The sequence below is a fragment of the Methylonatrum kenyense genome, from assembly GCF_023195885.1.
Lineage (GTDB): Bacteria > Pseudomonadota > Gammaproteobacteria > Nitrococcales > Aquisalimonadaceae > Methylonatrum > Methylonatrum kenyense.
In genome coordinates, this window is sequence record NZ_JALPKO010000004.1 from 36,216 (window position 1) to 51,268 (window position 15,053).

At 62.9% G+C, this 15,053-nt stretch carries 13 protein-coding genes and 1 tRNA gene; all 14 read left to right on the forward strand.

Annotated features, from left to right (window positions below; genetic code table 11):
* Positions 1–76: 76 nt before the first annotated feature.
* The 14 genes from nuoH (at position 77) to rbfA (ending at position 15,050) form a co-directional block, all read left to right on the forward strand.
* Complete coding sequence (gene nuoH, locus M0534_RS06190) at positions 77–1,099, forward strand: NADH-quinone oxidoreductase subunit NuoH (protein WP_248567552.1); 1,023 nt, start codon at positions 77–79, stop codon at positions 1,097–1,099.
* A 31-nt stretch (positions 1,100–1,130) separates the two neighbouring features.
* Positions 1,131–1,619, forward strand: coding sequence for an NADH-quinone oxidoreductase subunit NuoI (nuoI, locus tag M0534_RS06195; RefSeq protein WP_248567553.1), 489 nt, complete (start codon positions 1,131–1,133; stop codon positions 1,617–1,619).
* Between the two features lie 14 nt (positions 1,620–1,633).
* Entirely contained in the window at positions 1,634–2,245 is a 612-nt protein-coding gene (locus M0534_RS06200) for an NADH-quinone oxidoreductase subunit J (RefSeq protein WP_248567554.1), read from the forward strand.
* 25 nt (positions 2,246–2,270) lie between these two features.
* Positions 2,271–2,576, forward strand: coding sequence for an NADH-quinone oxidoreductase subunit NuoK (nuoK, locus tag M0534_RS06205; RefSeq protein ID WP_248567555.1), 306 nt, complete (start codon positions 2,271–2,273; stop codon positions 2,574–2,576).
* Positions 2,577–2,586: 10 nt separating this feature from the next.
* Positions 2,587–4,581 carry an NADH-quinone oxidoreductase subunit L gene (gene nuoL, locus M0534_RS06210; protein ID WP_248567556.1) on the forward strand — a complete coding sequence of 665 codons (1,995 nt, stop codon included), beginning with the start codon at positions 2,587–2,589 and terminating at the stop codon, positions 4,579–4,581.
* Between the two features lie 67 nt (positions 4,582–4,648).
* Positions 4,649–6,163, forward strand: coding sequence for an NADH-quinone oxidoreductase subunit M (locus M0534_RS06215; RefSeq protein WP_248567557.1), 1,515 nt, complete (start codon positions 4,649–4,651; stop codon positions 6,161–6,163).
* A 61-nt stretch (positions 6,164–6,224) separates the two neighbouring features.
* Positions 6,225–7,679, forward strand: coding sequence for an NADH-quinone oxidoreductase subunit NuoN (nuoN, locus tag M0534_RS06220; RefSeq protein WP_248567558.1), 1,455 nt, complete (start codon positions 6,225–6,227; stop codon positions 7,677–7,679).
* A 99-nt stretch (positions 7,680–7,778) separates the two neighbouring features.
* Entirely contained in the window at positions 7,779–8,132 is a 354-nt protein-coding gene (locus M0534_RS06225) for a DUF2818 family protein (RefSeq protein ID WP_248567559.1), read from the forward strand.
* A gap of 670 nt (positions 8,133–8,802) precedes the next feature.
* A complete protein-coding gene (locus M0534_RS06230) occupies positions 8,803–9,246 on the forward strand; it encodes a Tat pathway signal sequence domain protein (protein WP_248567560.1) in 444 nt (147 codons plus the stop codon).
* Positions 9,247–9,345: 99 nt separating this feature from the next.
* Positions 9,346–9,422, forward strand: a tRNA-Met gene (locus M0534_RS06235).
* Positions 9,423–9,815: 393 nt separating this feature from the next.
* A complete protein-coding gene (rimP, locus tag M0534_RS06240; protein ID WP_248567561.1) occupies positions 9,816–10,271 on the forward strand; it encodes a ribosome maturation factor RimP in 456 nt (151 codons plus the stop codon).
* Between the two features lie 53 nt (positions 10,272–10,324).
* Positions 10,325–11,839 carry a transcription termination factor NusA gene (gene nusA, locus M0534_RS06245; RefSeq protein ID WP_248567562.1) on the forward strand — a complete coding sequence of 505 codons (1,515 nt, stop codon included), beginning with the start codon at positions 10,325–10,327 and terminating at the stop codon, positions 11,837–11,839.
* 85 nt (positions 11,840–11,924) lie between these two features.
* Entirely contained in the window at positions 11,925–14,558 is a 2,634-nt protein-coding gene (gene infB / locus M0534_RS06250) for a translation initiation factor IF-2 (RefSeq protein ID WP_248567563.1), read from the forward strand.
* Positions 14,559–14,651: 93 nt separating this feature from the next.
* A complete protein-coding gene (gene rbfA, locus M0534_RS06255) occupies positions 14,652–15,050 on the forward strand; it encodes a 30S ribosome-binding factor RbfA (protein WP_248567564.1) in 399 nt (132 codons plus the stop codon).
* Positions 15,051–15,053 lie beyond the last annotated feature (3 nt).

A 15,053-nucleotide genomic window follows, 5' to 3' on the forward strand; every position in this document is an offset into this window, starting at 1 on the left:
CAGACAGGCGCCTCACGTTGCACGTCCGGTGCACTAATAGCGTGACCGGGACGATGACAGGGGTTGTGAGACACGCATGGCTGAGTTGATAGAACTGGTCTGGATTCTGACCAAGATTGGCGCCATCCTTGGGCCGCTGATCCTGTCGGTCGCCTATCTGACCTATGCCGAGCGCAAGATCATCGGCTGGATCCAGAACCGCAATGGTCCCAACCGCGTCGGCCCGATGGGGCTGCTGCAGCCGTTCGCCGATGTCTTCAAGTTGATGTTCAAGGAAGTGGTATTGCCGTCCAATGCCAACCGCTTCCTGTTCCTGGTTGCGCCGTTATTGTCGTTGATGCCGGCGCTGGCTGCCTGGGCGGTGATCCCGTTTGGTGCGGGCCTTGTCCTGACGGATATCAATGCGGGTCTGCTCTACGTGCTGGCGATGACCTCGCTGGGCGTCTACGGCGTCATCCTTGCCGGCTGGGCCGCCAACTCCAAGTATTCGATGCTCGGCGCCATGCGCTCGGCGGCGCAGATCGTGTCCTACGAGATTGCCATGGGCTTCGCCCTGGTCGGTGTGCTGATGGCCGCGGGCACGATGAACATGAGTGGCATCGTGCAATCGCAGGCCGGACCGATCTGGAACTGGTTCTGGTTGCCGCTGCTGCCGCTGTTCGTTGTCTACTGGATTTCCGGTGTGGCCGAGACCAACCGCGCACCGTTCGACGTGGCCGAGGGCGAGTCGGAGATCGTTGCGGGTTTCCACGTCGAGTATTCCGGCGTCGCCTTCGCGGTCTTTTTCCTGGCCGAATACGCCAACATGATCCTGATTTCCGGTCTGGCCGTGATCCTGTTCATGGGTGGCTGGTATTCGCCGTTCCACGGGCTGCCCGTACTGGGCCCGGTGTTTGACCTGGTGCCGGACCTGGTCTGGTTCGTGATCAAGGTGGCCGGCTTCCTGTACCTGTACCTGTGGTTCCGCGCCACCTTCCCGCGCTACCGCTATGACCAGATCATGCGCCTCGGCTGGAAGGTGCTGATCCCGGTCACCGTGGTCTGGCTGGTGGTCCTGGCGCTGATGATTCTGGCCGGTTTCGGCCCCTGGTTTGACTGATGGCTCGGCGTGATCGCCTGGAGCGTGTGGCATGACAGCGATTCGTGATTTCTTTCGGACCTTTTTCCTCTGGGAATTGTTGCTCGGGCTGCGCCTGACCGGACGCAACCTGTTCCGGCGCAAGGTCACGATCCAGTATCCCGAGGAAAAGGCGCCGCAATCGCCGCGGTTCCGGGGGCTGCATGCGCTCCGACGCTATCCCAACGGCGAGGAGCGCTGCATCGCCTGCAAGCTGTGCGAGGCGGTCTGCCCGGCGCTGGCGATCACCATCGAGTCCGAGGAGCGGGAGGATGGCCAGCGCCGCACCACCCGCTATGACATCGATCTCTTCAAGTGCATCTACTGTGGCTTCTGTGAGGAATCCTGCCCGGTGGATTCCATCGTCGAGACACGGATTCACGAGTACCACATGGAAAACCGTGGCGAGAACATCATGACCAAGGACAAGCTGCTGGCCGTGGGCGACAAGTACGAGAAACAGCTCGCTTCGGACCGCGCCGCTGACGCGCCTTACCGTTAGGGACAGGGGTCGGTATGACGCTTTTTATCTTTTATTGTTTCGCCGCGGTGCTGATCTTCGCCGCCACGATGGTGATCACCGCGCGCAACCCGGTGCATGCCGCCATGTATCTGGTGCTGGCCTTTTTCAACAGCGCCGCGCTGTGGATCATGGCCGGTGCCGAGTTCCTCGGCATCGTGCTGGTGCTGGTCTATGTCGGCGCGGTGATGGTGCTGTTCCTGTTCGTGGTGATGATGCTGGACATTAACCTGGAGAAGCTGCGCGAAGGTTTCGTCCGGCATCTCTATATCGGCCTGCCGATCGCGGTGGTCATGGTCGTGCAGATGCTGCTGGTGGTGGGTTCCGGGATCATGGATCCGGCGACCCTGCCCAGCGGCGACCTGCCGATTCCGGAGGATGCCGGGAATACCGCCCTGCTCGGCTCGGTGCTGTACACGGTGTACGTCTACCCGTTTGAACTGGCAGCCGTGATCCTGCTGGTGGCCATCATCGCCGCGATCATGCTTACCTTGCGCCGGCGCGAGGGCACCAAACACCAGGATCCGGGCCGTCAGGTGAAGGTCCGCAAGGAAGACAGGCTGCGGACCGTGGATCTGCCGCGCAACCAGCAGAGCGGCTCACGCTGAGCGCTAATCGGGCACAGGGATTTCTATGATCGGTTTATCGCATTATCTGGTGCTGGGGGCCTTGCTGTTCGCCCTGGGCATGGCTGGCATTTTCCTCAACCGGAAGAATGCCATCGTGCTGCTCATGTCCATCGAGCTCATCCTGCTGGCGGTGAATTTCAATTTCATCGGCTTCTCCACCTTCATGGGCGATCTGGCCGGGCAGGTCTTCGTGTTCTTCATCCTGACCGTGGCGGCCGCGGAGTCGGCCATCGGTCTGGCCATCATGGTGGCGCTGTTCCGCAACCGGAACTCCATCGATGTGGCCGATCTGGACACCATGAAGGGGTGACGGCACAGCTATGAAGACGATCTATCTGCTCATCGTGCTGTTCCCGCTGGTCGGCGCCCTGATCGCCGGGCTGCTGGGCTCGCGTATTGGCCGCGAAGGCGCGCACTGGGTCACCAGCCTGAGTGTCGGTATCTCCTTCGCGCTGTCGCTGCTCGTGCTGATCGGCCTGATGGCCGGTTGGGTGCAGCCGTTCAACGGCACCGTCTACACCTGGATGGTGTCCGAGGGGATCCGATTCGAGGTCGGTTTCCTGGTCGACAACCTGTCGGCCATGATGATGACCGTGGTGACCTTCGTCTCGCTGATGGTGCACGTCTACACCATCGGCTACATGTCCCACGACGAGGAAAACTGGCCGGCTGGCAGTCTGGCCGGGGTCAATGCCTATCAGCGGTTTTTCAGCTACATCGCGCTGTTTACCTTCGCGATGCTGATGCTGGTCATGTCCAACAACTTCCTGCAGCTGTTCTTCGCCTGGGAAGCCGTTGGCCTGGTCTCGTATCTGCTGATCGGTTTCTGGTTCAACCGGCCCACGGCGGTGTTTGCCAACCTCAAGGCCTTCCTGGTCAACCGGGCCGGCGACTTCGGCCTGCTCCTGGGGATCGGCGCGGTGCTGTTTTATTTCGGCAGCCTCGATTATGTCGAAGTGTTTGCCGCCGCCGAGGCGGACCCGGATCGCACCATGAGCATCTTCGGCGGCGCCGAATGGAAGGTGGTCACGGTGGCCGGCATTCTGCTGTTCATCGGCGCCATGGGTAAATCGGCGCAGGCGCCGCTGCATGTCTGGCTGCCCGACTCCATGGAAGGCCCGACACCCATTTCGGCCCTGATCCACGCCGCCACCATGGTCACCGCCGGCATCTTCCTGGTGGCGCGGATGTCGCCGCTGTACGAGCTGTCCGAGGTGGCGCTGTCGTTCATCCTGGTGATCGGCGCCTTCACCGCGTTCTTCATGGGCCTGATCGGCCTGGTGCAGAACGACATCAAGCGCGTGGTGGCCTATTCGACGCTGTCCCAGCTTGGCTACATGGTCGTCGCACTCGGGGTATCGGCCTATGCCGCCGGCGTGTTCCACCTGATGACCCATGCCTTCTTCAAGGCCCTGCTGTTCCTCGGCGCCGGTTCGGTGATCATCGCCATGCACCACAAGCAGGACATGCGCGAGATGGGCGGTCTCAAGCAGTACATGCCGGTCACCTACTGGACCATGCTGCTCGGCACGCTGGCGTTGATCGGTTTCCCGGGCTTCTCCGGCTTCTTCTCCAAGGACGCGATCATCGAGGCCGTGCATGCCTCGGATCGGGCTGGCGCCGGTTTTGCGTACCTGATGGTGCTGCTCGGGGTGTTTGTCACCGCGCTCTACAGCTTTCGACTGTTCTTCATGGTGTTCCACGGCGAGGGCCGCATGGATCACCACACCCGCGAGCACCTGCAGGAAAGCCCGCGGGTGGTGACCGTGCCGTTGATCCTGCTGGCGGTGCCGTCGGTACTGATCGGGCTGTTCACGATCGGACCGATGGTCTTCGGCGGCTTTTTCGATGGCGCCATCTTCGTCCACCGGGCGAATGATGTGCTGGCGTACCTTGGTCAGGATTACACCGGGCCGTTCGGCTTCATCGCCCACGGCTTTGTCACGCCACCGCTTTATCTGGCCGCCGCCGGTGTTGCCACCGCCTGGTTCCTGTATATCAAGCGGCCGGATCTGCCACCGGTGATCCAGTCACGCCTGCGGCCCCTGCATGCGGTGCTCGAGAACAAGTACGGCTTCGATGACCTGTACATCAAGGGCGTTGCCGGCGGTAGCCGCGCGCTGGGTGGCTTTTTCTCCCGGGTGACCGACGCACGCCTGATAGATGGCCTGCTGGTCAACGGCACCGCGCGCTCGATCGGTTGGGCCGCCGGCGTGATGCGGCGGCTGCAGACAGGTTACCTGTATCACTACGCCTTCGTGATGATCATTGGCCTGGTCGTGATGCTGACCTGGTTCGTATTCGGGGCACGTTAGGCAAGCCATTCTGTATCGTCGGCCTCCTGAGGCCGGCGGCACCATTTGACGGAAAGGAACACAGCGGATGTTGGAATCATCCTGGCCATTGCTGAGTTTGCTGATCTGGCTGCCGATCCTCGGCGCCGTGGTCGTGCTGGCGCTTGGCGACGACCGCGAGGAGCAGGGTCGAATCGTGGCCCTTGGCACCGCCGCATTGACGTTCCTGTTCAGCCTCGGGCTGATCACGGGGTTTCAGTCGGGCACCGCGGCGATGCAGTTCGTCGAGCTGCGGTCATGGGTCGAGGCGCTGAACGTCAATTACCACCTGGGTGTGGACGGTATTTCCATGCCGCTGGTGGTGCTGACCACCTTCTCCACCCTGCTGGTCCTGATCGCCTCCTGGCGCCGGATTACCGTCAAGCCGGCACTGTTCCAGGCCTGCTTTCTGATGCTCAATGGCATCATGGTGGGCGTGTTCTCGGCACTGGACGCGATCCTGTTCTACGTGTTCTTCGAAGTGATGCTGGTGCCGATGTTCCTGCTGATCGGTATCTGGGGCGGTGCCAACCGCATCTATGCCACGATCAAGTTCTTTCTCTACACCTTCATCGGCTCGGTGATGATGCTGGTGGCCCTGGTCTACCTGCAGTTCCAGGCCGGCGGTAGTTTCCACATCCTGGATTTCTACGGCCTCGACTTGCCGCTGAATGCGCAGATCTGGCTGTTCATCGCCTTCCTGATGGCCTTTGCCATCAAGGTGCCGATGTGGCCGGTACATACCTGGTTGCCCGATGCGCACGTGCAGGCGCCTACCGGTGGCTCGGTGATCCTGGCTGCGATCATGCTCAAGATCGGTGGTTACGGCTTCGTCCGCTTCAGCCTGCCGGTGGTGCCCGAGGCCAGCATGACGCTGGACTGGCTGATGATTGCGCTGTCGCTGATCGCGGTGGTCTACATCGGCCTGGTGGCGATGATGCAGCAGGACATGAAGAAGCTCATCGCCTATTCATCCATCGCTCACATGGGCTTCGTCACGCTCGGTTTCTTCATTATCTTCGCGATCGCCGATCGTACCGGTGGCAGCGGCATGCTGCTGGCGCTGGAAGGCGGCATGGTGCAGATGATCTCGCACGGCTTCATTTCCGCCGCGATGTTCCTTTGCGTTGGCGTGCTGTATGACCGCATGCACACCCGCGAGATGGCCCATTACGGTGGCGTCGCCCACCGCATGCCGGTTTTCGCCGGCTTCTTCGTGCTGTTTGCGATGGCCAATGCCGGCCTGCCCGGAACGTCCGGCTTCGTCGGCGAGTTCATGGTCATCCTGGCCGCCTTCCAGGCCAATTTCTGGTATGCCTTCGCCGCCGCCACGACCCTCATCCTGGGGGCTGCCTACACGCTCTGGATGGTGCGGCGGGTGATGTATGGCGAGGTGACCAGTGACGATGTGGCCAAGCTCGAGGATGTGGACCGGCGCGAGTTGCTGGTGCTGGCCGTGCTCGCCGCGGCGGTGCTCTGGCTGGGCCTGTACCCGGCACCGCTGATCGAGATCATGGAGCCGTCGCTGGAGAATCTGCTGGAGATCGTGGCCGCCGGCCTCTGATCGTGCCGTACAACTTGGAGCCCGCCGCTGCGGGCCCTGATGCAGGACGAAAGGAAACCTTATGACGACCGCTGACGCGTTCGAGACACCGGACCTGATGCTGGCACTGCCGGAAATCTGGCTGCTGGCGATGGCCTGTCTGGTGCTGGTCGTGGACCTCTTCAGCAAGGATCGGGACCACACGCCGGCTTTCTGGTTGACCCAGTTCGCGCTGGTATCGACCGCCGTGATCACGATCAACCTGCAGTGGGGCGTGGACGCGACCACCTTCAGCGGTACCTATGTCGCCGATGACTTCGGCACCATCCTCAAGGTCGCCGCGCTTGGCCTGGGTTTCCTCGGCTTTGCCTATTCCAGGGATTACATGCGGGACCGCGGGCTGTTGACCGGCGAGTTCTACATGCTGTCGCTGTTCGCGATGCTGGGCATGCTGGTCACCATCTCCGCGCACAATCTGCTGACCCTGTATCTGGGGGTCGAGCTGATGTCACTGTGCTTCTACGCGCTGGTTGCAATGGACCGGGATTCGCCGCGCGCCTCGGAAGCGGCGATGAAGTACTTCGTGCTGGGGGCGCTGGCCTCCGGGATGCTGCTCTACGGCATGTCGATGCTGTATGGCACCACCGGCAGCCTGGATCTGGCGACCATCCGTGAAGCAGCGGCCACGCTGGAAGACAACCGCATCCTGTTCCTGTTCGGCCTGGTGTTCATGGTGGTGGGCGTTGCCTTCAAGTTCGGCGCCGTGCCGTTCCACATGTGGGTGCCGGATGTCTATCACGGGGCACCGACACCGGTGACGCTGATGATCGCGACCGCGTCCAAGGTTGCCGCCGTGGGCCTGTTTCTGCGCCTGATCGGCGAGGGCCTGGAGCCGCTGATAGCGGACTGGCAGCAGATGATCGTCATTCTGGCGGTGCTGTCACTGCTGGTGGGCAACACCGTTGCGCTGGTGCAGACCAACATCAAGCGCATGCTGGCCTATTCCACGTTCAACCATATGGGCTTCATCCTGATGGGCCTCCTCGCCGGAGCGCCTGGCGGCTATGGCGCCGCGGTTTTCTATGCGGTGACCTATGCGATGACGGTTGCCGCGGCCTTTGGTGTCGTCCTGCTGCTCAGCCAGAAGAACTTCGAAGCGGATCAACTGACTGACTTCAAGGGCCTTAACGAGCGCAGTCCACTGTATGCCTTCATCATGCTGCTGCTGATGATCTCCCTGACCGGCATTCCCGGCACGGTGGGTTTTTACGCCAAGTGGCTGGTGCTGAAGGCGACTGTCGAGGCCGGCTTCGTTTGGCTGGCCGTGCTCGCCGTGGCGGGCGCTGTTGTCGGTGCCTTCTACTATTTGCGTATCGTGCGACTGATGTATTTCGACAAGCCCGAGGGTGCCGGTCCGCAGCCCTCCGGCTCGGGCGGCTTCCGTGCCGTGCTCACGCTCAACGGGCTTGCGGTTCTGGCCCTAGGTATCTTCCCGGGGGCGCTGGTCGCCATCTGCATGGCGGCCTTCGCGCCCTGAGCGAGGTCGGCACCCGTGGTGCCGGTGGTGACGCGTAGCTGGCCGTAGGCTGCCAACAGGCGGCGGCTTGGCGACCCGGGCACCCTGAATGGAGACGAGATGACTGAAACCGGAGCCTTTCTGCTGCTGATGCTGGTTGCCGTCGTGGCCGCCAACCTGCCCTGGTTCAGCGAGCGGGTGTTGTTCATTCGCGTGCCGGCCGCCGGCCGCAAGCGGGAATGGATCCGGTTGCTGGAATGGGGCTTCTTCTACGGTGTGGTGGCAGCGGTCGCCGCGGGGCTCGAGTATCGGGTTACCGGTGATATCTATCCGCAGGACTGGGAGTTCTGGGTCACCACCTTGTGCCTGTTCATGGTCTTCGCGCTGCCGGGATTCATCTGGTATCACGACCTGCGCCATCACCTGAAGAAACGTGGCCCGAAAAAGCGTCGCGCCGCCTCCAGCAGCGACTGATCAGGGAACCGCTGACGGCGCGTACCGGGGTGCATCGCGTTTTGGCAGCCTGGCGGGCCGGTGGCATACTCCAGGGAAGCACTGATTTATTCCCGCGTCTGCGCCCGAGACCGGTTTTGGTCATCTGGCAAGGCGCGGTGCCGGTTCGGTAGCCGTAGCTACCGGGCCGGTGGCGCAACGCAGCCAGGGGCCAAAACCGGCCGGGCCACTGGCAAGCATGCGCCGTCGCACGCCGCCGCGCTCTTGTGCCGTTCTTTCGACTGGCCAGGAGCAGGTCGCCTCGGGTAGTGGTGCTACCCGGGGTGGCCTGCGACACCGCCAGGCGGGAGAACGGCTCGAGCCCTGCGGGTGACCGCCGGATTCACCGCCCTGCGGCGTTGCGGCGCTGGACGAGGGAATCACCCTCGCGCGGCGTACCGCGCCTTGCAGGTCAGCGAATCCGACGGTCACGCGGTGGCGTGCGACGGTGCATGCTTGCCTCCGGTTGGGCCGCATTTTTCCCGACTGCTGCGTTGCGCTGCTTGACCGCAGAACGACTGCGGCGCTTCACAGCGCGCCTTGCCTCGGAAAAAATGCGGACTCCAACGCAGGCGTGCGAATAAATCAGTGTTTCCCTAGGGATGCGAATCGTTCTCAAGCAGATCGCCAAGCCTGCGACGAAGGAGTAGCCGTGACCTCTGTCCGCCCGCCCATTCGAGGCCTCTGGGTCCTGTCGTTTTTCCTATTCCCCCTGCTTCTGCTGCTGAACCCGGTTGCACAGGCGGGCGACCGCCTGTCCCTTGAGTTGAACAAACTCGAGGATACCGACGGTGCCTGCCGTGCGTACCTTGTGCTGGACAATGGTACCAATCAGGCGGTTGAATCCCTTCGCCTGCAACTGGTGCTGTTCGATCCGGAGGGTGTGATCAATCGCCGACTGGCGGTACAGGCCGGACCGGTCGGTGCCGGCAAGACCAGCGTCCGGATTTTCGATGTCAGCGGCCAGCAATGCGGGGAAATCGGTCGAATCCTGTTGAACGACATTGCCGAATGCGAAGGCCCCGATGGCGAAATCGCCGATTGTGCCGGGCGGCTTGATATCTCGTCGCGTGCGGACGTGCCGTTTGACGACTGAATTCTACCGGTCGTCCTGTTGCGCGGAAACTAATGCCCCGGCGTTGGTCAACGCCCCTTGAAAGATGGCGGTCAGTTGACTAAGATGCGCAGCGTCGATTGCGGGGTGGAGCAGTCTGGCAGCTCGTCGGGCTCATAACCCGAAGGTCGCAGGTTCAAATCCTGCCCCCGCTACCAGTTACAATAACAACGGGCAGCCCAAGGGCTGCCCGTTGTCGTTTCTGCCGTCGGTTAATGACTGTGGTGCTGCGCAGCGCGCCTTGCTTCGGAAAAAATGCGGACACCAGAGCAGGTGTGCGAGTGGATCAGTGTTTCCTTACCGTTCCGCTTGACGGTTTCGAGCCCGCGAGCGTACCATTTTGCGCTGTTCGCGGCGGAGCGTTGTCCATCGACAGGGCTGCCGTCATAAACGGGGGCCGCTTGCGGCCTTTTTTTATCGCTGGTGGGAGGTCCCTGGCCGGCGATAGCCAGACCGACTGGCGAAATTGCGGTGAGCGAGTCGGATGGGCATGAGCGGTGCTGCAAGGGCGGCATTGTCTCAGGGCCCTTTTTTTGTTTCCGGGATCGCTAATGGACGCATTGACAGAACGCCTGACTCAGCTGTTCGAGCCTGTGGTTGAGGGGCTCGGTTTCGAGCTGATCGGGGTGGAGTATCACCCGGGACGTGGCGAGGGCCTGTTGCGGGTGTACATCGATCATGCGGACGGTATCTCGGTGGACGATTGCGCGCGGGTCAGTCACCAGGTCAGCGGTGTTCTGGATGTCGAGGACCCGGTCAGTGGCCGCTACCGGCTTGAGATTTCCTCGCCGGGATTCGACCGGCCGCTGATCCGGGAACGTGACTATGTTCGCTTTGCCGGGCATGAGGTGAAGCTGAAACTGGCCGGACTCTGGGAGGGCCGCCGCAAACTGCGCGGCATCCTGCAGGGTCTGGAGGGCCAGGACGTGTTGATCGAGGAGGAGGGGCAGTCGTTGCGTGTGCCCCTGGATCGAATCGAAAAAGGCAATCTGGTTTCGGATCTGTGAGATCCACCAACGCCGCCGGCCGAAATCGGGCGGGGCGGCGCGGAGCGTAAGGTATGAGCAAGGAAATCCTGCTGGTCGTCGAAGCCATGTCCAACGAGAAGGGCGTGGACAAAGACGTGATTGTCGAGGCAATCGAGGCGGCCCTGGCCTCGGCGACCAAGAAGCGGTACCCCGAGGAAATCGATGTGCGGGTGGCGGTGGATCGCCAGACGGGCGAGTACTCCACTTTTCGCCGCTGGGAGGTGGTCGAGGACGAGGCACTGGACGAGGTCGAGTTTCCGGGACACGTGATGGCGCTGTCGGAAGCGCGCGGAAGACAGTCGGATGTCCAGGTCGGCGATTTCATCGAGGAACCGATGGAATCCATTGCCTTTGGCCGAATCGCTGCCCAAACCGCGAAGCAGGTCATCGTGCAAAAGGTCCGCGAGGCCGAGCGGGCCAAGGTGCTGGATGCCTACCGGGACCGGGTCGGCGAACTGATCACCGGCATCGTCAAGAAGGTCGAACGGGGCAACGTGATCGTCGATCTGGGTGCCAATGCCGAGGCGATCATTCCGCGGGAATGGGTGATCCCGCGCGAGGCGTTCCGGACCAACGACCGGGTCCGCGGTTACTTGAAGGAAGTGCGACCGGAGGCCAAGGGGCCACAGCTGTTCGTTTCCCGCACGGCGCCGGAATTCCTGATCGAGCTGTTCAAGCTGGAAGTGCCGGAAGTGGGCCAGGAGCTGATCGATATCCTGGGCGCTGCCCGTGACCCGGGATTGCGCGCAAAGATTTCGGTGCGTTCCAATGATCCGCGCATCGACCCGGTCGGCGCCTGCGTCGGTATGCGGGGGTCGCGCGTGCAGGCGGTGTCGAATGAACTCTCCGGCGAGCGGATCGACATCATTCTCTGGAACGATAACCCGGCCCAGTTCGTGATCAATGCGATGGCGCCGGCCGACGTCGAGTCCATTGTCGTCGACGAGGATTCGCACAGCATGGATGTTGCCGTGGTCGAGGATCAGTTGTCGCAGGCCATTGGCCGGGGCGGCCAGAACGTTCGGCTGGCAAGCCAGCTCACCGGCTGGGAACTCAATGTCATGACCTCGGCTGATGCCGAGGCCAAGAGTCAGGAAGAAGCCCAGAAGACCATTGACACCTTCATGAACACGCTGGGCGTGGACGAGGAGGTCGCGTCGATCCTGGTTCAGGAGGGTTTCAGCACCATCGAGGAAGTGGCCTACGTGCCGACATCCGAGATGCTGGAAATCGAGGAGTTCGACGAGGATATCGTCGAGGAATTGCGCTCCCGGGCCCGCGATGCATTGCTGACGCAGATGATTGCCACCGAGGAGCAACTCGGTGATGCCCAGCCGGCTGACGATCTGCTTGCCATGGAAGGCATGGATGAGGGTACGGCCCGTCGGCTTGCAGCCGGCGGGGTCGTGACCATGGAAGACCTGGCCGAGCAGGCGGTGGACGACGTGGTGGAGATCGCCGAGATCGAGGCTGAACGTGCTGCGGCCCTGATCATGAAGGCGCGCGAGCCGTGGTTCGCGGAACAGCAGGAAGAGAAGGAATCCTGATGCGGCACGCCGGGCCTTGACGGCCCGGCCGCACGACCCGTTGCCCAGTCGGGCAAGAGCCAGAGCAGGATTCAGGGAGATTTGCATGTCTGAAGTCACAGTCAAACAGTTCGCGGAAACCGTCGGGACCCCGGTGGATCGCTTGCTCTCGCAGCTGAACGAAGCAGGTGTCGATATCCAGGATGCCGACGCCGTGCTTTCCGACGAGGACAAGGCAACCCTGCTTGCGTACCTGCGCCGGGCCCACGGGCGAGGTGGCGAAGAGGCCGAAGCCGAGGCTGAACCGCGCAAGATCACGCTGCGGCGGAAGAGTACCAGCCAGATCAAGCTGTCCTCCGGCGCCGGTGGGCGCGGTGCCCGTGGTCCGGCGCCCACGCGCACGGTCAACGTCGAGGTGCGGCGCAAGCGCACCTACGTGAAGCGCAGCGTTGTCGAGGCAGAGCGGGAGCGCGAGGAAGAGGCGAAACGCCTGGAACAGGAGGCCGCCGAAGCGGCCAAGCGTGAGGCCGAGGAAGCCGCAGAGCGCGAGCGTGAAGCCGCCCGGCGTGCCGAGGAAGAGGCGGCCGAGGCCGCGCGCAAGGCCGAGGAAGACGCCCGCAAGGCAGAACAGGAGGCCGCCGCGCCGGCAGAGCCGGAACCAGAGGTCGCGGCCGAGCCGGTGGCCGCAGAGAAACCGGCCAAGCCGAGGAAGAAGGCGGAGCCGCCACCGGTGGCCGATCCGGCAACGCTGGAAGCGGAGGCCGAAGCCGAGGCGTCCAAGCGCAAGAAAGCCAAGGACAAGGAGAAGACGGAGGCCGAGGAGCGGGAGCGTCGGCGCAGCAAGCCGAAGCGCGGCCGTGGTGGTCGCGAGGAATTGCGAGTGGCCCCGGGCAAGGGCGGTCGCCGCAAGCGGCGTGATCAAACTGCAGCGAGTGGTGCCGGCCAAGCGCTGCAGCAGGGTTTCGAGAAGCCAACGGCGCCGGTGGTGCGCGAAGTTCAGATTCCGGAAAGCATCAGTGTGGGTGACCTGGCGCAGCGCATGAGTGTCAAGGCCGCCGTGCTGATCAAGGAAATGATGAAGCAGGGCATGATGGCGACGATCAACGAGATCATCGATCAGGACACTGCCGTGCTGCTGGTCGAGGAACTTGGGCACAAGCCGAAGATCGTCAGCGAAAACGCCCTGGAAGAGGAAGTGGCAGCCGAGCTGGAAAGCCCGGAGGGCGAACAGGTCGGCCGGGCCCCGGTGGTGACCATCATGGGTCACGTGGACCACGGCAAGACCTCGCTGCTTGACCATATTCGCCGCGCCAAGGTGGCGGCCGGCGAGGCCGGCGGCATTACCCAGCACATCGGTGCCTACCATGTGGAAACCGAGCGCGGCGTGGTCACCTTCCTGGATACCCCGGGACACCAGGCCTTCACCGCGATGCGTGCACGTGGCGCCAAGATCACCGATGTGGTGGTGCTGGTGGTAGCCGCGGATGACGGCGTGATGCCGCAGACCGAGGAGGCGATCAAGCACGCCAAGGCAGCCGGTGTGCCGCTGGTGGTGGCGGTGAACAAGATCGACAAGCCGGAGGCGGATCCGGACAAGGTCAAGCAGGAACTGACGGCCTATGAAGTCATTCCCGAGGAATGGGGCGGTGATTACCAGTTCGTGCATGTCTCGGCCAAGACCGGCGAAGGCATCGAGGAGCTGCTGGAGGCAATCCTGCTGCAGTCGGAGTTGCTGGAGCTGAAGGCGGTCGCGGATTGCGCGGCCACCGGCGTGGTTGTCGAATCCAGCCTCGACAAGGGGCGTGGTCCGGTTGCCACGGTGCTGGTGCAGAACGGCCAGTTGAAGAAGGGTGACTTCATCCTGTCCGGCGTCGAATACGGCCGTGTCCGGGCCATGCTCAACGAGACCGGTAAGCAGGTGGACAGCGCCGGCCCGTCGATTCCGGTGGTGGTGCTGGGGCTCTCCGGTACGCCCAACGCCGGCGATGACGTCATGGTTGTCAAGGACGAACGGCGCGCCCGCGAACTGGCCGAGCTGCGCAAGGAGCGCCTGCGGGACAAGCGCCTGGCGCAGCAGAAGGCGGCCAAACTGGAGGATATCTTCGGCGAGGCGCAGTCGGACGAACAGGTGGTGGTCAACATCATGCTGAAGGCCGACGTGCAGGGCAGCGCCGAGGCCCTGAGCCAGTCGTTGACCGAGTTGAGCAACGAACACGCCAAGATCAATGTGATCTCGGCGGGCGTTGGCGGCATTAACGAATCGGACATCAACCTGGCACTGGCCTCCAGCGCCATCGTGATCGGCTTCAACGTCCGGGCCGACGCCGCGGCGCGCAAGCTGATCCAGGAAGCGGAAGTGGATGTGCACTATCACAGCATCATCTACGAGGCGCTGGACCAGTTGAAGAACGCCATCAGTGGCATGTTGGAGCCCGAGATCCGCGAAGAGATCATCGGTCTGGCGCGGGTCCAGGACGTGTTTAAGTCCTCCAAGCTGGGCGCCATTGCTGGCTGCCTGGTGGAAGAGGGCGTGGTCAAGCGTGCCAACCCGATCCGGGTGCTGCGTGACGATGTGGTGATCTACCAGGGCGAGCTGGAATCCCTGCGCCGGTTCAAGGACGACGTCAACGAGGTTCGTTCCGGCACCGAATGCGGTATTGGCGTGAAAAACTACAATGACGTCAAAGTGGGTGATCAGATCGAATGCTATGAGCGCGTCGAGGTGGCACGCACCCTGTAGGCGTGCTTGGCAGCAGAGCGATGTATAACCGCGGGCCCGCCGACACCGTCGGCGGGCCCCGTTGTTTCGGCAGCAGCGCCGGAGATCGAGAAAATGGCGAGAGACTATCCACGAACGCGCCGGGTGGCGGACCAGATCCAGCGCGAACTGGCCGGACTGATCCGGGACGCCGTGCGTGATCCGCGGCTGGGCTCGGTGACCGTCTCCGAGGTGAACGTCAGCCGCGACATGGGCCATGCCAAGGTCTACATGACAGTGCTCGGCGCCGATGCGGACACGTCTCGCGAGGCGGTCGAGATCCTGAATGGTGCCGCCGGCTTCCTGCGCCGCGAGCTGGGCCGTTCGATGCGTCTGCGTACGGTGCCGGCACTGCATTTTTTGTACGACGATGTGTTCGATCGCGGCGCCGATCTGAGCCAGCTGATCGACCGTGCGGTGGCTTCGGACCGTGGCGACGATGGCCAGGGTGAAGGATCGGATCAGGATCGGTAGCGG